Annotated in this window: 20 protein-coding genes, 1 tRNA gene and 2 pseudogenes; 9 read left to right on the top strand and 14 right to left on the bottom strand. The window is 68.1% G+C overall.

Annotated features, from left to right (window positions below):
- Nucleotides 1-82: 82 nt before the first annotated feature.
- Nucleotides 83-605, top strand: a pseudogene (locus OG371_RS00365) (phosphoenolpyruvate carboxykinase domain-containing protein); the annotation flags it as partial.
- Nucleotides 606-843: 238 nt separating this feature from the next.
- Here the strand turns inward: OG371_RS00365 and OG371_RS00370 are convergent.
- The 6 genes from OG371_RS00370 to OG371_RS00395 all read right to left on the bottom strand — a co-directional run bounded on the left by OG371_RS00370 (nucleotide 844) and on the right by OG371_RS00395 (nucleotide 4,336).
- Nucleotides 844-1,218 (bottom strand): STAS domain-containing protein, encoded by a 375-nt coding sequence (locus tag OG371_RS00370; RefSeq protein ID WP_329064306.1) that lies wholly within the window; start codon nucleotides 1,216-1,218, stop codon nucleotides 844-846.
- A 171-nt stretch (nucleotides 1,219-1,389) separates the two neighbouring features.
- Entirely contained in the window at nucleotides 1,390-1,662 is a 273-nt protein-coding gene (locus tag OG371_RS00375) for a 2Fe-2S iron-sulfur cluster-binding protein (RefSeq protein WP_442876136.1), read from the bottom strand.
- 165 nt (nucleotides 1,663-1,827) lie between these two features.
- Complete coding sequence (locus OG371_RS00380) at nucleotides 1,828-2,334, bottom strand: DUF4383 domain-containing protein (RefSeq protein ID WP_329064310.1); 507 nt, start codon at nucleotides 2,332-2,334, stop codon at nucleotides 1,828-1,830.
- A 111-nt stretch (nucleotides 2,335-2,445) separates the two neighbouring features.
- Entirely contained in the window at nucleotides 2,446-2,913 is a 468-nt protein-coding gene (locus tag OG371_RS00385; RefSeq protein ID WP_329064312.1) for an SRPBCC family protein, read from the bottom strand.
- 597 nt (nucleotides 2,914-3,510) lie between these two features.
- Nucleotides 3,511-3,732: an SDR family oxidoreductase gene (locus tag OG371_RS00390; RefSeq protein WP_329064313.1), complete on the bottom strand. Its 222-nt coding sequence runs from the start codon at nucleotides 3,730-3,732 to the stop codon at nucleotides 3,511-3,513.
- A complete protein-coding gene (locus tag OG371_RS00395) occupies nucleotides 3,662-4,336 on the bottom strand; it encodes an SDR family oxidoreductase (RefSeq protein ID WP_329064315.1) in 675 nt (224 codons plus the stop codon). The genes OG371_RS00390 and OG371_RS00395 overlap by 71 nt, the downstream gene beginning before the upstream one ends.
- A gap of 484 nt (nucleotides 4,337-4,820) precedes the next feature.
- Between OG371_RS00395 and OG371_RS00400 the strand changes: the two are divergent.
- Nucleotides 4,821-5,237: pseudogene (locus tag OG371_RS00400) on the top strand (glycosyltransferase family 1 protein); the annotation flags it as partial.
- 27 nt (nucleotides 5,238-5,264) lie between these two features.
- Here the strand turns inward: OG371_RS00400 and OG371_RS00405 are convergent.
- Both OG371_RS00405 and OG371_RS00410 read right to left on the bottom strand, forming a co-directional pair.
- Nucleotides 5,265-6,386 (bottom strand): carboxylate-amine ligase, encoded by a 1,122-nt coding sequence (locus tag OG371_RS00405; RefSeq protein ID WP_329064317.1) that lies wholly within the window; start codon nucleotides 6,384-6,386, stop codon nucleotides 5,265-5,267.
- Between the two features lie 5 nt (nucleotides 6,387-6,391).
- A complete protein-coding gene (locus OG371_RS00410) occupies nucleotides 6,392-7,366 on the bottom strand; it encodes a TIGR03557 family F420-dependent LLM class oxidoreductase (RefSeq protein WP_329064319.1) in 975 nt (324 codons plus the stop codon).
- 563 nt (nucleotides 7,367-7,929) lie between these two features.
- On the opposite strand from OG371_RS00410, the gene OG371_RS00415 reads away from it, so the two are divergent.
- Both OG371_RS00415 and OG371_RS00420 read left to right on the top strand, forming a co-directional pair.
- A complete protein-coding gene (locus OG371_RS00415) occupies nucleotides 7,930-8,142 on the top strand; it encodes a hypothetical protein (protein ID WP_329064321.1) in 213 nt (70 codons plus the stop codon).
- 476 nt (nucleotides 8,143-8,618) lie between these two features.
- Entirely contained in the window at nucleotides 8,619-8,882 is a 264-nt protein-coding gene (locus tag OG371_RS00420; RefSeq protein ID WP_329064322.1) for a helix-turn-helix domain-containing protein, read from the top strand.
- Between the two features lie 288 nt (nucleotides 8,883-9,170).
- Here the strand turns inward: OG371_RS00420 and OG371_RS00425 are convergent, their stop codons facing one another.
- Complete coding sequence (locus OG371_RS00425) at nucleotides 9,171-9,674, bottom strand: sensor histidine kinase (protein ID WP_329064324.1); 504 nt, start codon at nucleotides 9,672-9,674, stop codon at nucleotides 9,171-9,173.
- A gap of 12 nt (nucleotides 9,675-9,686) precedes the next feature.
- On the opposite strand from OG371_RS00425, the gene OG371_RS00430 reads away from it, so the two are divergent.
- From OG371_RS00430 to OG371_RS00440, 3 genes are all read left to right on the top strand, one after another.
- Nucleotides 9,687-9,968: a hypothetical protein gene (locus tag OG371_RS00430; protein WP_329072859.1), complete on the top strand. Its 282-nt coding sequence runs from the start codon at nucleotides 9,687-9,689 to the stop codon at nucleotides 9,966-9,968.
- A gap of 491 nt (nucleotides 9,969-10,459) precedes the next feature.
- Nucleotides 10,460-11,608 (top strand): sensor histidine kinase, encoded by a 1,149-nt coding sequence (locus tag OG371_RS00435; RefSeq protein WP_329064326.1) that lies wholly within the window; start codon nucleotides 10,460-10,462, stop codon nucleotides 11,606-11,608.
- A complete protein-coding gene (locus OG371_RS00440) occupies nucleotides 11,575-12,273 on the top strand; it encodes a response regulator transcription factor (RefSeq protein ID WP_329064328.1) in 699 nt (232 codons plus the stop codon). The genes OG371_RS00435 and OG371_RS00440 overlap by 34 nt, the downstream gene beginning before the upstream one ends.
- On the opposite strand, the gene OG371_RS00445 is transcribed toward OG371_RS00440, so the two are convergent.
- The 5 genes from OG371_RS00445 to OG371_RS00465 all read right to left on the bottom strand — a co-directional run bounded on the left by OG371_RS00445 (nucleotide 12,264) and on the right by OG371_RS00465 (nucleotide 16,123).
- Nucleotides 12,264-13,106: a CPBP family intramembrane glutamic endopeptidase gene (locus OG371_RS00445; protein ID WP_329064330.1), complete on the bottom strand. Its 843-nt coding sequence runs from the start codon at nucleotides 13,104-13,106 to the stop codon at nucleotides 12,264-12,266. The two genes, OG371_RS00440 and OG371_RS00445, sit on opposite strands and share 10 nt — an antisense overlap.
- A gap of 83 nt (nucleotides 13,107-13,189) precedes the next feature.
- Nucleotides 13,190-13,858, bottom strand: coding sequence for a hypothetical protein (locus tag OG371_RS00450; RefSeq protein WP_329064332.1), 669 nt, complete (start codon nucleotides 13,856-13,858; stop codon nucleotides 13,190-13,192).
- 196 nt (nucleotides 13,859-14,054) lie between these two features.
- On the bottom strand, nucleotides 14,055-14,444 hold the full coding sequence (locus OG371_RS00455) for a hypothetical protein (RefSeq protein ID WP_329064334.1): 390 nt from the start codon (nucleotides 14,442-14,444) through the stop codon (nucleotides 14,055-14,057).
- A 436-nt stretch (nucleotides 14,445-14,880) separates the two neighbouring features.
- Nucleotides 14,881-15,837: a PDZ domain-containing protein gene (locus tag OG371_RS00460; RefSeq protein WP_329064336.1), complete on the bottom strand. Its 957-nt coding sequence runs from the start codon at nucleotides 15,835-15,837 to the stop codon at nucleotides 14,881-14,883.
- Between the two features lie 212 nt (nucleotides 15,838-16,049).
- A tRNA-Ile gene (locus OG371_RS00465) sits at nucleotides 16,050-16,123 on the bottom strand.
- A gap of 161 nt (nucleotides 16,124-16,284) precedes the next feature.
- On the opposite strand from OG371_RS00465, the gene lexA reads away from it, so the two are divergent.
- The gene (gene lexA, locus OG371_RS00470) at nucleotides 16,285-16,941 is read left to right on the top strand and encodes a transcriptional repressor LexA (RefSeq protein WP_329064338.1); all 657 of its coding nucleotides are present in this window, start codon (nucleotides 16,285-16,287) and stop codon (nucleotides 16,939-16,941) included.
- Nucleotides 16,942-16,968: 27 nt separating this feature from the next.
- Nucleotides 16,969-17,883 carry an alpha/beta hydrolase fold domain-containing protein gene (locus tag OG371_RS00475; RefSeq protein WP_329064340.1) on the top strand — a complete coding sequence of 305 codons (915 nt, stop codon included), beginning with the start codon at nucleotides 16,969-16,971 and terminating at the stop codon, nucleotides 17,881-17,883.
- Nucleotides 17,884-17,886: the final 3 nt, after the last annotated feature.

The following is a 17,886-nucleotide window of genomic DNA, read 5'->3' on the forward strand; positions in this document are numbered from 1 at the left end:
GACACCGACGCTGTGGACTGCCCCGCGCAGCGAAGGCGACGTGCTGGACGGCGAAGCGGGTGTCAGCAGCGGTCGGCGTCAGAGCTACGGTTCCGGCTACGGCGACAACTCGTTGCTGGGCAAGAAAAGCTACGCGCTGCGGATCGCGTCGGTCATGGCCCATGACGAAGGCTGGCTCGGCGAGCACATGCTCGTCCTCAAACTCACCTCTCCGGCGGGCGCGGTCCACTACCTCGCCGCCGCGTTCCCCAGCGCCTGCGGCAAAACGAACCTCGGCATGCTGCAACCGACCCTGCCCGGCTGGAAAGCTGAAACCCTCGGCGACGACATCGCGTGGATGCGCTTCGGGCCCGACGGCGGCCTCTACGCCGCGAACCCCGAATTCGGGTTCTTCGGCGTCGCCCCCGGCACCGGCTACCGCACCAACCCGGTCGCCATGGACATGGTCGAAAAGGGCAACACGATCTTCACCGACGTCGCGCTCACCGACACGGGCGACGTCTGGTGGGAGGGCATGACTGACCAGACGTCGGAACACCTCACCGACTGGCAGGGCCACGACTGGCACCCCCGGCGCAGCCGGGCCCGCGGCGCACCCCAACTCCGGCGTGCTGTCCGGCGACGCCACCACCTGTCTGAATTCCAGCGGCATCCGCGACGTCGTCCTCACCGACACCCTCCCCGTCCCGGCCGAGAAGCACGTCACCCAGCTCAGCGTCCAGTCCACCGCACCTCTGCTGGCCCGCGCCATCAACGAAATCTTCACTGACGGATCAGTCACCAGCCTCTTCACCACCGGCACGTGACCGACCGACGCGGCGGCCGTCAGCGCATTGAGCCGGTTTATGAAGGTGCGCCTGAAACGGGCCGAGCCAGCACGGCCAGCAGCAGGGCACCAAGATCGTCACTGTCGGCGAGCATGTCCAGGGTGCCGGTGGCCCGCAGGACGTAGCGGGCCTGGCCGCTGGCATGCAGAACGCGGTAGGACGTGCCGTAGTCGATTGCGGTGGCGTAGCCGGTGAGCAGCGCGTGCATTCCGGCGATGCTCAGGGCGGTGACGTCGTGAAGGTTGATTACGAGCGTATCGGGACGCTCGAGGAGGATCACCTCGGTGATCAGCAGTTGCAGGTCGATGGCCGCGGCACCCAGCACGCAGCCCGCCACGTCCACCCGCATGTCCGTATCGCTGTCGTGGTGGATAGCCACGGAGAAAGTCACCGCTGCGGCCCCCTGCCACTCGAAGACTGCGCGGCGGGGCCCGGGCCGACAATCGAAGGGCCAAGGCTACTCCCGTCGATCTCGAAGGGGGGCGGTCGGTGTGCGCCGTCTCGCCGCCGAGCCCGCCGCGTCCGCTGCGGCAGCACCAACGCGAGAAGGATGAAACTTCGGTCACGGTGACCTCGTGGTGGAGGCGTGATAAGTCCACGACGAGCCGGGGGCTGCGGGAGTGGGAGACGCAGGGTAGATCAGGTCGGTGCGGTCGCGTCGGGCGTGGGGAAGGATGTCGTCGCGATGGTCGGGGGTGCCGTTCAGGACGTGGAGTTCGCAGGTGCCGCAGAATCCTTGTTCGCAGGAGGAGGGTGCGGTGGGCACGACGTCGCGGATCACGGCGAGGAGGCTGCGGTCGGCCGGGACCGTCAGCACCCGGCCGCTGCCCGCCAGCTCGACCTCGAACCCCGAACCGCGGCGCGAGCAACAGAGCGGTGGTGATCCCGGCGATTCCCGCGCCGATCACGGTGACCTCGGCCCGGTGCGCACCGGTCAGGGGCGGGTACGAGGGTACGGCGGGGACGGTGCTGAGCCAGAGGGACTGTTCCGCGGTGGTGGTCATCGGCGGCTGTCGGGGGCGGAAGGGCCGGCCACCCGGGTGGCGCGCGCGGTGACCAGGCCGAGCACGATCATGGCGGCGGCGAGGCCGAGGTGCAGCCAGTCGTCCGCGGTGTTGAGCGGCACGAAGTTCGCGGCCGAGTCGTGGTCGATCACCAGGCCGTAGATCCACAACACCAGGTAGATCACGCCGCCGCCGACCAGGAAGCCACGGGCTGAGCCGGGGGTGCGGGCCAGTGCCAGGCCGGCGATGCCGAAGAGCAGGTGCACGATGTTGTGCAGGACCGACACCGTGAACAGTCCGAGCAGCATCGCCATCGAGTGGTGCCCGGCGAAACTGAGCTGGTCGAAGTTCGTGGTGAGCCCGGGGATGAATCCGGCTATGCCGACGACCAGGAACACCACGCCGAATACGCCCGCGACGGGTTGCGCCGGAGTGCGGCTGACGCCGCCGGGAGTGACGTCCTGAGCGGAACGGCCGGCCTGGGGATCAAGCGGGGTAGCCATGACGACGACCTCTCTTCCATCGTGACTGCTTCTGGTTGTGGAAACGGGCCAGGCGGCACCAGGCGACCGGGTGCGCTGCCGCCATCCGTTCGTGCGACAGGCGAATCCGTCCTAGTGCTGGGCAGGCCGGTCGACGTCGCCGCGCCACGCCCCGGTCTCCTGGCCGCCGCGATCCTCGATGAACGCCTTGAACCGCTCCATGTCGCCCTTGACCTTGCGGTCGAGGACGCCGGTCTTGTCCGCGACGTTCTCCCCGAATCCCTCCGGGTCGATCTCGATCTGCGCGGTCACCCTGGTGGTGGTGTCGTCTATGCGGTGGAACGTGATCACCCCGGCGTGGGTGGGCCCGGCGTCCGACGTCCAGGCGACGCGCTCGTCCGGATGCTGCTCGGTGATCGTCGCGTCGAACTCCCTGATCACCCCCGCGACCTTGACCTTCCAATGGGTGTGGGTGGCGTCGGTCTGCTTGATCTCCTCGACGCCGTCCATGAACCGCGGGAACGACTCGAACTGGGTCCACTGGTTGTAGGCGGTGGAGACGGTGACCTTCACGTCAACGGACTCGGTGATGGTGCTCATCGGGAAACCCCTCCTAATGCCGCGAGAATGCGTCGTCCAGTTGCGGACGGTTCGGGCATACCCGTCCGCCTCGGGCCTAAACGGTGCCTACAGCGGCCGGTATCCAGGGCGCGCCAAGCCGATTCCGGGTCGCGCCGCGCGAAAGTTCGGCTACGACGCGAACGGGTATCCAGACCGCGACCGCGAATATCGCGGGAAGCGCGTCCGACGCGCAGCAGTTCCTGTCCGCTGTCGCATCGCGCACCGCGCCCGGGCCTTTCACCGGCGGCGGTGGTGTTGGTCAACTACTCAGCAGTGAGCGAAGCCCGGCTGAGCACCGAAAACCTGAACCCGGCCGGAGGACGGACCTCGATGGCCCCGGCTCTTCCTCGCGCTCCGAGTACACGACCGGCCTGATCGACGCACAAGGCGGCTGGGGCGCAGTCAAGGCACTGCGCGGCTACTTCGACCTCTTCGGCGCGGCGAACCCGTTCAGCCAGAACCAGCTCGGCGCCACCCTGATGGACGGCCGGTACCTCAATGCCCTGGCGCGGTACTCACCCGGCATGCGGATGACCGCCGAACCATCGCTTACGCCGGTGCCGATCAGCCCGGTCCTCAGGGGCGCCGCCAGCTGTCGTCCGGGAAGGCGGTGCCGGCTTGCGCGCCCATTTGGGTGAGGCCGCCGTCGACCAGGAGCGAAGCGCCGGTGATGTAGCCCGCCGCCGGAGTGGCGAGGAAAGCGATCGCCGCCGCCACCTCGGGGGCGTCACCGGTCCGGCCGAGCGGAATGCCCGGCCGGTGCTGCTCGCGCGGGTCGGCGTCGGTCTGCCCCGTCATCGGGGTGGAGATCTCCCCCCGGTGCGACCGAATTCACGGTGATGGCGTACTCGGCCAACTCCAGTGCCAGGACTTTGGTGAGGGCACCCGCACCGGCCTTCGCGGCGCAGTACGGCGCGGCACCGACCCGCGGCACGTGCTCGTGCACGCTGGTCACCGTGATGATCCGGCCGCCGCGTCCCGCGTCGATCATGTGCCGGGCGGCGCGCTGGCAGCACAGGAACACACCGTGCAGATCAACATCGACGACTTCGCGCCAGCGGTCGAAGTCCAGGTCCATGACGCGTTCGGCGGTACCCGTCCCGGCACAGTTCACCAACACGTCGATGCCGTTCAGCTCCTCGGCGAGCTCGTCGATCACGTCCACCGCCCCGGGCAGGTTCGTGAGGTCGAGTTTGCGGAGGTGGGTCACGGCCCCGGATTCCCGTGCCTCGGCGGCAGTGGCCTCGGCACCTTCGGAGTCGGCATGGTAAGTGATGCCGACGTCGAGCCCGCCTCCCGCGAGCGCGACTGCCACGGCGCGGCCGATTCCCGAGTCGGCTCCGGTGACGACAGCGGTTCGCGGGCCGTCGAGGTCTCCCGGCAGTGGGGCGGGGTTCGCCATGATCTGCTCCTTCCCTTCCGGCTTCCCGGCTACCCTGACAACGCACCGGTAAACAGCTGTGCGGCCAGGGCTCGCACCGCCGGGCCGACCTCGCTACTGTCGGCCGGCCGCGGGTGTCGCCGCCTGCAACGCCGGCCAACACGGCGACTTCGCCGGCCCGGTGCACTGACCCGGTTACCTGGGTGTCCGCCGGCTTTCCGGAACCACACCCTGCCGAACCGGCGGCCCGGATTCCTCGACGAAGCCGGCTGATCCCGCTGGAGATCTTCGTGCCCGAAGCCGGCGTGGTGCACCAGCGATCACCACTACCGCGATGCGCTTGTGCCGTCCCCTGCGGGCCAAGCGCAGGCGAACGCAGAGAGGCAAAGAGCCTTCCCGGCTCCGCCCGCAGTAGCTCGGCATCGTCGTCCGGCTCGATCCGAGGAACGGGAATACCCGCTGGGGAGCCACGTTTAACGTCGTTTTCCGCGGCTATCTGTTGACCATGCGCATTCTGCTCTGGCACGTCCACGGTTCGTGGACCGACGCCTTCGTTCGCGGCGGCCACCGGTACTTTCTGCCGGTGTCGCGCGAAGGCGGCTCCGGGGGTCTCGGCTTGGCGGGGCGCGACTGGCCTTCGGCCGCGGAAGTACCGCTCGACCGGCTCGCCGACGCGGAACCGGACGTGGTGGTCTTGCAACGCCCCGAAGAGCTGGAGACCGTCCGGGCCCAGCTCGGAGACAGCGTGCCCACCGTCTACGTGGAACACAACGCGCCTCGTGAAGGCGCGGCCACGAGCCGTCATCCGCTGGCCGGGCAGGACACCATTCCGATCGCGCACGTCACGCATTTCAACGCGCTGATGTGGGATTGCGGCCGCGCGTCGACCGTCGTCATCCCCCACGGCATTCCGGATCCCGGCGCCGGCCGGTGACCTCCTTGCTCTCCGTTATTCTTGGGCTGGGTCGACGGCAAGCAGACCGACTACGTCATGCAAGTTCCGGCGGCGGTCGAACGCGGCCCGTTGTCGCCGGGCACCGCCACCGTTCTCCCGAAGCCTGGCGAAGCCTCGTTCGACGAACTCGTCGTCGCCGTACTCCTTGAGCGCCGGTTTGATCAGCTCGACAGTCTCCGCCCACTGGTCCGCCACCGGCGTGAGACAGCCGGTCTTCGGATGCAGGATCCGCCCGGTGAACCCGTCACGGGCAGCGCGCCACAGGTTCGCGCGCAACGCCTCCGACGACAGTGCCGGAGCGGGGTGCCCGTCGCTGATCTCCTCGAGCGCGGTACGGACGAGCCCGCGGACGACGACGGCGAGCAAGGCCGCTTCGTCGACCTGTGCGGCGACGTCGCCGATCCGGAATTCGAGGGTGGGCTGGTCGTCGGAGAGCCGGATGTCCCAATACACCATGCCGCGATCGATGATCGCACCCGACCGGAGCATCGTGTCCACTGCGGACTCGTAGTGGTCCACCGAGCCGAAAACGGGTGGCGGCCCGGCCGAGGGCCAACGCGACCAGAGCGGGTAACGCCAACTGCAGTAGCCGCTGTCGCTGCCGTCCGCGAACACGGAGTTCGCTGTGACCGTGAGCAGCAAGGGCAGCCACGGTCGGAGATGGTCGCTGAGCCGCACCCCCGTCTCCTTGTCCGGTATGGCCACGTGGACGTGACAACCACACGTGGCCGCCACCCGTGCGGTGGCCCCGAATTCCGCCGCGGCGCGCTGATAGCGCGGATTCGGCGTGATCTCCGGCGAACGATTCTCGGCGAACACGGGACAGCCGACGGGCAACAGCCTCAGCTGACGACCAGCCGCAGTGCGGGCAAGTCGCCCTCGAAGCTCGCCGAGCTGGCCGGCCACCTCGTCGACGGTCAAGCAGACACCCGTGGCCGACTCGACCTGGCACCGCGTCAGTTCCTGCTGGAGTTCGCCGTCCGGCGAATCGGTGCGCTCCGCCACGACCGGGCCCTGCCTCGACAACCGACCGTCCGCATCGACCAGCAGGAACTCCTCCTCGACGCCCAAGGTCAGCCGGGCCGGGCCGTCACGGCGGCTGGTCTCGGCACTCACCGGGTTCAGTTCCCCCATTCCTGCCGGAGGGCGGGAAGCAGTTCGGCTTCGGCGAACTCGAGGAACCCGTCCTGGTGCTCACCGCCGATCTGGACCAGAGCCACATCGGTGAACCCGGCGTCCGCGAACTCACGCAGGCTTTTCAGGATCGGACCGACCTCCGGCCCACACGGGATGGACTGGCTGACATCGCTTTCGGTGACGAACTGGGTGGCGCCGGCGAAACCGCTCGGGCCAGGCAACTCGGCGTTCACCTTCCAGCCACCGCCGAACCAGCGGAACTGCTCGTGCGCACGCCGCGAAGCGGCCGCGCTGTCCCGGTCCCACGACACCGGAAGCTGCCCGATCTTCCTGTCCCCCGCTCCCCCGCCGGCCTTGTCCCATTCCCGGCACAACGAAGCTTTCGGCTCGACCGCCACCATCGCATCGGCCAACGGCGCGAACCGGGTGACCGACTGAGCCCCGGACACCGCCACGGCGATCGGCGTCCGCTGCCCGGGCAGGTCCCACAGCTTGGCGGAGTCCACCCGGAAGTGCTCACCCGCGTAGCTGAAATACCCGCCGTCGAACAGGCCGCCGATGATGTGGAGCGCTTCTTCGAGCATCTCGTGCCGGACGTTCACCGCGGGCCAGCCCCGCCCCACCACATGCTCGTTGAGATTCTCACCCGCTCCCAGGCCCAGCGTGAACCGGCCGTCGGACAGCAGTTGCATCGTGCTCGCCTTCTGCGCCACCACCGCCGGGTGGTACCGCATGATCGGGCACGTCACGTAAGTCATCAGTTCCACCCGCTCGGTGCACTGCGCCACCGCTCCCAGCACACTCCACGCATACGGAGCGTGCCCCTGCTCTGCGAGCCAGGGCGAGAAGTGATCACTGCTGACCTCGAAATCGAACCCGGCCCGTTCAGCCGCGGCCGCATACCGCACCAGCGCCTTCGGGCCTGCCTGCTCCGTCATGAGCGTATAGCCAAAACGCATCTCGCCTCCCTTGCCATCGACCCCGGAATACCCCCGGCAGAAATCACGAAACACCCTAGGATTCCGGCGCCTCGCGGGCGTCAACGAGCACGAGAGAGTGTCCTGTGCAGGCATCACCCTGATTCGCCGGCGCCCGGGGTGATGACGACGAACGCTGGATACCGATAGGCGAGAAACCGACACACTCCGCCAGCGTGGTACTCATCGCGGCGCCGCGCGACGCCCTGCTGTGGATCAACAGCTACGGTCCCCGCCCGCCCACACGCACCGGCGCCGGTTCCTCCGGCGGTGACCAGCGGCGCCCGAACGGCCCCGGCGAGAGCGAACAGCCTTACACTCGCCTTTCGCTCGTCGGCCCAGCCCTCGCCGGATACCCGCCTACCGACAGAGGCTGACACTGACGTTCTCCACGACCATCCACCACGACAGCACCACAAAGATCCACTTGGACGTGCGGGGCCGGGTGCTCGGTCCCGCAGCCCTGCGTCTCCGGCTGCTGATCACCGAGGCCATCGTGGTGCAGCGTCTCGATAGCCTCGTGGTCAACCTGCACCGGGTCACCCGTGCTCAACCTCAGCGGCGTTCACGCTCTGATCGCGGGCTATGCCGCCGCGATCGACTACGGCACGTCTTACCACGTCCGGCACGCCCCAGGCCCAGTCCGGCACGTCCTGCAGGCCACCGGAACGATGGACCTGCTGTCCGACAGCGACGACCTCGGCGCCCTCGTGTTGGCCGTGCTCACCCTGCCCGAACCCGGCCTACCAGTCTCATAGACGGGTCCCCCAATGCCTCAGCGACGCAATCATGTCTCCGCTATGTCCAAAAGAACTTTGCCGACCACTCCTCGTTCGACCGCGTCCTGCGCCACCGCAGCTTCCGCGAGGGAGAAGTGATCAATCGGGAGCCCAGAGTCCTCACCGATACGGAAGCCACTTGCCGTCCTGCTTGGTGAGCAGGCTCAACGGGGGTAGCCATCCACCGGAGGTCTGATCTTTCTCCGCCGCATGACCCACTATTCGGTCAATGCCTGGTCGCCGGGAACCCGGCCGCCACGTGCGCGTCGTCGAGGACCTCGACCCGCACCAGCGAGCCGAGGGGGACAACCGCAACACCAGGTCGTCCCCGTCAACGACAAGCTCGGCCATCGCGGCCTCCTCGCTCGTATTTCCGCTCCTACGAATATTATCAATTCTGTGAATATTCAGTTCACACTGACCACGTCGCAACCGCCGATCTGCTGCTGCACCCGGTGCGGCTGCGCATCCTCAGGGCGTTCCTCGGCGACCGCGCGCTCACCACCGCCCAGCTCGCCGCCGAACTCGACGACGTCCCCTCCGGCAGCGTCGACCGGCGCGCCGGCCTGCTCACGAAAGCCGGAGTCCTGCACGTGGTCGCGGAACGGCGCGTGCGCGGCACGGTCGAGCGCACCGCACTCTGCGCCTCGCCTTCCCCGGCGAGGCGCCCAGCGCCCCCGAGGAGTACCTGCAACCACACCATGTCGACGACGCGGTGATCGCGGACATCGCCGAGTGGATCCACACCCTGCGCTGAGACCCACCCCTTGTCGCGAGGCCAGATCCGGCTCAACCTCGTCACGACGGTGCCGCCGCTGGCGTTCGTCGGCGTGCTGCTGCTGGTGCTCGCCGCCCGTTCGTGGTGGCACGCCGGTCTCCAGGTCGTCGGGCTGGTCGCGGCGCTGGCGACCGCCGAACGCTGGACCGCGGGCGACTACCTCCGCGTCGCGCGGCGTCGTGGACGACCGGGTGGTCGTCCACGATCACGATCCTGGTCGGGGTGCGGGTCAGCACGGCAACCGGGCTCGCCAGATCGTGCCACCGTCCGGATCGGACACCACCCGGACGGAACCGCCCAGCCGGCCGAGCGCTTGGGCGGTGCTGGTGAGGCCGAGCCCCGGTGCGTGGTCCGGGCCGAGGCCCACGCCGTCGTCGTGCACGGCAATCGTGAGCCACGGAGCGCTTCGCCGCACCGATACCGTGACCGAACTGGCGTGGGCGTGTTTTTCAACGTTCAGCAAGGCTTCGCGGACCGCGGTGAGGAGAACGTCCGCTCTGGACGGCGGGAGTTCGGGCGGGTCGTCGTCGAGGATCGCGAGTTCCGCGGGCAGGCCGGTGCGATCGGCGAAAGCCGCGCAGTCGGCGCGCAGGGCAACTCCCAGCGCGAGTGCCGCGGGCGAGGAACGCAGTGTGCGAAACGACTCGCGCAACGCCGTGGTCGCGTCCGCGGCCTGCCTCTGCAGTCGCTCGAGCCGGGCACGCAGTTCGGGATGCGGGTCGCCCACGAACACGGCATCCCGCCGATGCGCCCGCTCTTCGTCGACTTCCCGGACGACAGCGTCGCCTGGACCGTCGAAGACCAGTTCCTGCTCGGGCCGGACCTGCTGATCGCCCCGATCCTGGCCCCGGGCATCGCCGCCCGGACGGTCTACCTGCCGAGCGGTACCTCCTGGGCCGATGCCGCCCCCGGAGCGGTCCACGCCGGCGGTTCCGAAGTCCGTGTCTCCGCTCCGCCCGACCGGATTCCGGTGTTCGTGCGGGAGGGCGCGGACAACCCGGTCCGCCCGGACGAACCCACCCGCTGACGCGATCCGGCGGTCCGTGAGGGCCGCCGCCGCTACCGTTCGACGCCGGCTTCCGCCATCACTCGACTCGGCGGGCCTCGTCGCCCTCCTGGCGGTCCACGCGTACGGGGCGGCGCGCCGGAAACCGCTGCGCATCGCCGTGGACTCCAACAGCCCGTCATCCGCCCCATCGAAGTCACCGGCCTCGACTTCGTGCTGTTGCTCTACCACACCGTCGGCGAAGCCCTCGACGCCGGAAAACGGCCCGATCACGCCGGCCAACCTCCGGACGCATAACTTCGCGCCCCGCCAACCGCAACCGTGTCGCACCGCCCCAGCCCCGGCCGGCAGCACCGCGCCAAGCCAGGCAGCACCTCACACTGCCGCGCGATGAATTCCTCCGGAGATCGCCTATCTGTCGCGGCGACGGTCGATCCCCGAAGCCGCCGCCCTGTGGTAGAGATCGGTTGACGTGGCGAAATCCAGCAGAACCGCCAGGCTAGACTGCCTCCATGTCGAAGCGCCGGGTGCGCGGGTTCACGGGCCCAGTGGCCGACCCGGTGCTGGCCGTCGTGTTCACCGTTCTCGGGTTCCTGCCGTTCACGGCTGTGCTCGGGGCGAGTTTCGGGGATCTGCCGAAACGGCCGCCCGACGTGTTCGCCGTCCTGCTCACGCTGGGGATGGCGGTGCCGCTCGCGGGCCGCCGGCGGTGGCCCGCCGCGTCGTTCGCGGTGATCGCGACATGTTTTGCGGTGCACGAGGTGGTTGCGTACCCCGCCACGGCAAGCACATTGGGGCTGCTGGCCGCGCTGTACTCGGTCGGTGCTCTGCAGGAGAGGCACCGCTGGGCCGTCGCGATCGCCAGCACCGCCGGGTATCTCGGATTCTGCCTGGCCTTGGTCCTGCGGCGGTCGCCGGAGGGGATCGCGGACTTCGTGGTGTTCTACGCGGCGTTGGTGGTGTGCGTGGGGATCGGCGCGTTGGTACGGGCGCGGCGCGCGGAAGAGCTGGCGCGGCGCCGGCTGGAAGCCGAGGCCGCGAAGGCGGCGGAGCGGGCACACATCGCGCGTGAGTTGCACGATGTGGTGACCCACCACGTAACCGCGATCGTCGTGCAGGCTGACGCGACGAAGTACCTGACGGGCCCGCCGGAGCGCGTGAAGGAGTCGCTGGACACGATCGGTATGACGGGGCGGCGCGCCCTGAAGGAGTTACGGTCGCTGCTGAGCGTGCTGGAGGCCACGGGTGAGCGGGCCCAGGCGAGTGAGGTGGCCGGATTGGACGATGTCGTGGAGTTGGTGGCTCTGACGAAGAGCGGTGGGCAGCCGGTGCAATTGGTGGTGGAGGGGACCGCGAGGGTAGTGCCGGATAACGTGGAGCTGGCGGGATATCGAGTGGTGCAGGAAGCACTCACCAATGCGGTGAAGTACGCCGCGGGGTGTCCGACGGACGTGCGGATCGGTTACACGGTGACGGCCGTGGAGATCGAGGTGGCTAACGCAGGCGGGACAACGATGCCGGCACGGGAGCTTTCGGGTGGGCGGGGGTTGAGCGGTTTGCGGGAGCGAGTGGAGGGCTTAGGGGGCGAGTTGGTAACGGGCCCTGACGGTGATGGGGGGTTCCGGGTATGGGCGAGGATTCCGATGAAGAGCGCGGCATGATCCGGGTACTGATCTGCGAGGACCAAGCACTGATCCGTGCCGGTTACGCGACGATCTTCAACTCGCAGCCCGACCTGGATGTTGTCGGTGAAGCGGCGGACGGGCCGGCCGGGCTCGAGGCGGCGCTGCGGCTCGAGCCGGACGTCATCGTGATGGACATCCAGATGCCGCTGATGGATGGGATCGAGGTGACGACGCGGCTGGCGGGCGCGGGGGTCACGAACCCGGCGAAGATTCTTGTCGTCACCAATTTCAACGTCGACGAGTACGTCTACGCGGCGCTCAAGGCCGGCGCCAGCGGATTCCTCCTGAAGGATTCACCGCCGGAGGAACTGATCAACGGCGTTCGCACGATCGCCAGAGGCGAGTCGTTGCTGGCACCGGTTGTCACGCGCACGCTGATCGGCCGGTTCGCCGAACGCATCCGCCCCGCCGAACAGGCCCCGCGTCGACAGGCGCTGGAGGCCCTGGCACCCCGCGAGCTGGAGGTGCTGGGGCTGGTCGCGCAGGGCCTGTCGAACGCAGAGATCGCGGCGGAGCTGGTGATCGGCGCGGAGACGGTGAAGACGTACATGTCGCGGATCCTGACGAAGCTCAACCTGCGTGACCGGGTTCAGGCTGTGGTGCTGGCGTACCAGTCGGGGCTGGTCGCGGTTCAGGACTGAGCTGCCGATCGCCGGACGATCAAGTTGTCGCGCTTGATCTTGCGGAGGAAGTACGCGATGGGCGCCACACAGACGAGCACCGCGATGAGGCTCGCTTCGGGGCCGAAGGAGGCCCCGGTGAGAAGCGCAGGACCCGACAGCGTGGTCGTGAGCAGTCCGTGCGCGGTGCCCGTAGCTCCGGAGACGGTGGTGCCGAAAACTCCGGACTCGAAAAGGTTCCAGGCGAAGTGGAAGCCGATCGGCAGCCACAGTGAGCGGGTGGCGGCGTAGCAGAGCGCGAGCGTGACGCCGGCTTCGATGGCGATCGCGAACGCGCCCCACAGCGTCGCTCCGGTGTTGAGCAGGTGCGACCCGCCGAACAGGACCGCCGACAGCGTCACCGCGATCCACGTGCCGAACCGGTCCTGGGTGATTCGGAAGATCACGCCGCGGAAGAGCAACTCTTCGTTGACTGCGGCGCTGGCCATCACGCCCACACTGGTCAAAAACCCCCAGAACGAGCCGCTGGCGAAACGGTCCCAGCCGCCGAACAACCCGATGAACAGCATCGTCGTGACGAAGGCGCCGGTGCCGATCGCGGCTCCGCGCAGGAGCCCTGGCAGTGCCTCGGCCCGGGCCAGCTCGGGGACGCTGTCGCGGCGTTCGAGCCGCCGGGACAGGCGGGTGTACACGAAGAGCCCGGCCGCCGCGGTGGCGATACCGCCGGCGACCGAGAGGGGACCGAGGCCGGACAGGCCCGCGTTGATGAGACTCGCGATCGCCACCACGGCGAGCATCGCGATAAACAGGATCGGGAAACGGAACTTGCTGGGTGTATCCGCCTTCGCTTTCATGCCAGGAAAGCTAGCCTTCCTCGGGCATTCAGGAATCCCCGTGGTGAGAACATTCGGTTGTAGCTCTCACGGGGGACAAAGCATCAGGCGACAAGCTCAGCAGCTCGATCTGCCGCGCCGAGCCGTTCGAGTCCGACATCGACGACCGGTTCATCGTTTTCGATCTGCTGCACCTGAGCGGCCAGTCCCTGCTCGACACGCCCGATGACAAGCGTCGCGTTCAGCTGGCGGTGCCTGACCCGTACCTGGTGGCAGTGGTGCGGGCATTCACCTTCACCGAACCGGACGCGGACCGCCGCACTCCCCGCAGACCTACTCGGCAACGCCGTCGCCTCTGGCGACGAGGGACTGGTCGCAGATCTCCGAACCGGCGCCGACCAGCCCGCTCGCCCTGCGCCCGGCCGTGGCGGCGAACTCCCCGCGCGGCCGGCCCGGAGATCGTCTACCGATCCGGCGGCGAACTGGACACCCTCGACGAGGGCGTGCAGCTGATGACCTACCGCATCGTCCAGGAAACGCTCACGAACCCGCTCAACCACGCCGGTCCCCGCACCCGGACCGACGTCCTGATCACCGCCGACGACCGGGAGCGGCGCATCCGCGTCCGGGACAGCGGGCGCGGTGACGGCCCGGCGCACCCCGCCGACCCGTCGGAAACGGGAAAACGGGCTGGCCGGGATGCGGGAGCGCGCCGCCCTGTACGGCGGCACGGTCGACGCGGGCCCCACACCAGGCGGCGGGTGGGTCGTCATGGCCCTTCTCTACCTCGCACCACTGCCCGGTTCACGAGGCGGGACACCTTGATGTGCCGGCGCACCGCCGCCGGGTCGCTGAAGTCCGCCAGGTGATCCGCACGTTCGGCGCTCTTGTCACCCGACAACGCGAAGTCGGCCAAGACCGCCGCGGGCAACTCCTCCTTGCCCGCGAAGTGGTTATATTATAGCATCCCTAAGAATCACCAAGCAGATTCTTCAGCGCCATCGACAGGCCGACGCCCTTTGTGTCGAACTTGAGCTTACGCCGATCAGGAACGTTCATATTCTCGATTATCTCGGACCCATCAGCGCGGTGAAAATAACCGGACTCATAGTCAAAGAGCTGCACGTCATCATCATTCATTTCGCGCGTGCCCGGATCATGGGAATCCTCCGAGTATGTGATACCCGGACCTAAGATCTCCTCATGTCCTTCAACCAGAACAAACAATGATCCATCCACCCCCAAACAATAAGAAACATTGTTGACGATCGTATTCTCAATCTTCCCGTGCGTCTTCTTCTTGTACAGGCGCCTGTCTAGGACCCAGTTGTCAGGACATACCTTCACGGGAACTGCCACCGTGTAATATTCGGTTCGCCTGGAAAAGCAAAATAGCCCAGCGCGCACCTCTCGGTTACGTGACTCTTGCCGTTCGAATGTGCCCGATTGTCGAGGCTGCTTGGTCTCGCGAGCCACCCTGGCCGCATAGCGCCGAAGTCGCTCCCAATCAATCTGACTCTGATTATACTTCGTGCTTCGCGAAGAAGTCACAGACCCCACCCGGCCATCTACTATCCGCTACAACGCTCGAAAGTCGGAGTAGCTGTGTTCCGTGTTACGCCGACGGAAGAACCGACCGTCAAAACGTCACTCTGTTGCGACAAGTGTGCAACGTCGCCCCTACGAAATTGTTCTCTTGCGAGAACGCCGCCATATACACGCGATTCCGACGAAGTCGCGGGCAAGCCGGGGCGGCATAGCGTCGCGTGCCCGCTCGCAGCGCCTGTCGAAGGTGCTACATCTCAGCGGCAACAAGGCCACCAGTCGAATCACCACCCCGAACCGCCTGCGGCGTCGCCGAGAGGGTCACGAGACTGCCATCGGTGCGCACGACCCGCAGCGCGACGCTGCGGCCAGCTTGGCCCATGAGAGCGGTCTGCAGGTCGACCAGCGACGTCACAGCCACTGGTCCCGCAGCGATGATCACGTCGCCGGTCATCAACCCAGCCCGGGCCCCGGCACCGCCGCTTTCGACCTGTCCCACCAGCGCGCCGGATGGGCTGCCTGCTGGCGCCTCCTGCGCCCGGACGCCGAGCAGTCCAGCCATCGGTGGCGTGGCCGACGAGTGCGCGGGAATATCGCGTGAGGCCAGGGTGACGGCGAACGTCATCGGCTGGCCGTGTCGTCTGACCTGAAGGGTGACGTGATCGCTCGGTCGATGGACGGCGACCTGGTCGACCACGGCTGGTTGATAGGTATCGCCGTTCGGAAGCGTCGTGTCGGCAACACCGACGAGCTCGTCGCCGACTCTCAGGACCGACGACGCTGGCGAATTGTCAGCGGTGCCGACCACGATTGCCGGCCCTTCAGGATGGTCAGACGCAGTCGCATACCAAGCCCCCAGCCAGGGTCGATCGTCCTCGATCACCCCAATGTCTCGAGGAGCCGTGTGATCGTTGGCGATAGACCCGATGACTTGGGTGTATCGGCGGACTGGGCAGCAGGCGGGATCGATCGGGGTGGCAAATGCGGCGCTGACTGTGAGCTGCTGCGGTCCTCCGGCAGTGCTCAGGGTCGGGCGGCTCATGTCCACGGCGGTGTCGACGTAGCTGACGGTGGCGCTTCCACTGCTGAAATCCAGCACGGCGAATGTGCCGGCCGGATGGTTGCTGGCGTCGTCGAGGCCGTAGATGACGAGATAGGGAACCCCTGACGCGAGCTGCGCCGTCTGCGCCGTCGTATCGGTGATCATGTCGGCTTGCGCAAACAACGGCTGCGGTCCTGTAGTGGTCGGGCCGGTGGCGCATTCACCGAGATACACACGGCCCCGAACCGCCGATCCACCAGCGGCCCGGCCACCGTCCACAACACAGGAGCACAGGATGAGCACTGCCCCTACTAACAACCAGACAACAAGACGATAGAAGCGTTAAGAAACCGCAGGTCAGAGCGCAGATTGAAGAGTGGGGCGGGTCGGGCTCGAACCGACGGCCAAGGGATTATGAGTCCCCTGCTCTAACCAACTGAGCTACCGCCCCGTTGACCGGCGCCCGTTTGCATTAGCGAAGAAGCCCCAGTTCGTTCAAAACTATCACAGGGCGCCGGCGGCGTTCGCCGGGAGCGCGGCACTCAGCGTGCGCGCCGGCAACCGGGCGTGCCGCTGCCGGGATTCCGGCCGGCGGGCTCTACCATTTCGCGGGTGACCACCTACGACGACACCTTCGACCACCTGGACGCAGCCGCGCTGCCCGAACGCCAGCAGCGCATCCTGGTGACGATCCGTGACTGGGTGGTCCGCCACGGGTACTCGCCCAGCACCCGCGAAATCGGCGACGCGGTCGGGCTGCGGTCGTCGTCCTCGGTGTCGAAGCACCTGGCCAGCCTGGAGGACAAGGGATTCCTGCGGCGCGGCACCTCGATGTCCCGGCCGATCGACGTGCGGCTGTTCCTCGACGGGGCCCCGGAGCGGGACCAGTCCGGCGACTCCGTGCCGGTGCCCGTGGTCGGCCACATCGCCGCGGGCACGCCGATCTCGGCCGAGGAGCACGTCGACGACGTCCTCACCCTCCCGCGCGGGCTCACCGGGCGGGGCAACGTCTTCGGGCTGCGCGTGCGCGGCGATTCGATGGTTGACGCGGCGATCTGCGACGGCGACATCGTCGTGGTGCGCCAGCAGTCCGAGGCGCACTCGGGCCAGATCGTCGCCGCGATGATCGACGAGGAGGCCACCGTCAAGGTGTACCGGCGCCGCGGCGGCCACGTGTACCTCGAACCGCGCAACCCGGCCTACGACGTGATCGACGGCGACCGCGCCGTGGTCCTCGGCACCGTGGTCTCGGTGCTGCGCAGCGTCTGACCACCGCGGTCGACGGACGCCAGCCGCATGTCCCTCCTGGCCCGGCCCGCGGTGGCCGCACTGGCCGCGAAAGCCATCCAGCGCTTGACTTCCCTGGCCGGCGCACGCATCGCGGCCACCGCGCGCGGCACCTTCCCGGAGTTCCCGCGCGACACCCTCGAGCTGACGGTGCCGACCTCGATCGCCCCGGCGCGCGTCGTCGTCTACCGGCCGCCGGGCGTGGACCCGAGCCCGCCGGTGCACGTCAACTTCCACGGCGGCGGTTACGTCATGGCCGACCCGGAGGTGGACGACCCGCTCTGCCGGCACCTCGCCGCGACGGCGGGCGTCGTGGTGGCCAATGTGGACTACGTTGTCGCCCCGCAGCACCGTTTCCCGGCCCCGCCGCGGCAGGCGTACGAGGTCGTCCGCTGGATTTCCGGGCACGGCACGGAGCACGGCTGGGACGGCGCGCGGCTCACCGTCGGCGGGCAGAGCGCCGGGGGCGGCCTCGCGGCGGCGGTCGCGCGGCTGGCGCTGGAGGAGCACGGCCCGGCGATCGCGCTCCAGGTCCTGCACTACCCGCCGCTGGACCTCTCGGTCGCCGCCGCCGGCAAGAAAGCGTTGAGCGCCAAGCCGATGCTGCGGCCGTGGATGGCGGACATCTTCGACTCCGCGTACGTGCCGGACCCGCGCGAACGGGCCGACCGCCTGGCCTCCCCCGCCGGCGCCGCGGACACCGCCGACTTCACCGGCATCGCACCCGCACTCGTGATCACCGCCGAACTGGACCTCCTGCGAGCAGAGGGAATCCGCTACGCCGAACGACTCCGGCAGGCCGGCGCACTGATCGAACACCACGACGTCACCGGAGCCGACCACGGCTACGACGTCAAGGACACCGCCAAGGCCCGCGAGGTCTACACCCTGATCGCCCGCCACATCCGGGAAGCGACAAGCTGATCC

It is taken from the genome of Amycolatopsis sp. NBC_01480, from assembly GCF_036227205.1.
GTDB lineage: Bacteria > Actinomycetota > Actinomycetes > Mycobacteriales > Pseudonocardiaceae > Amycolatopsis.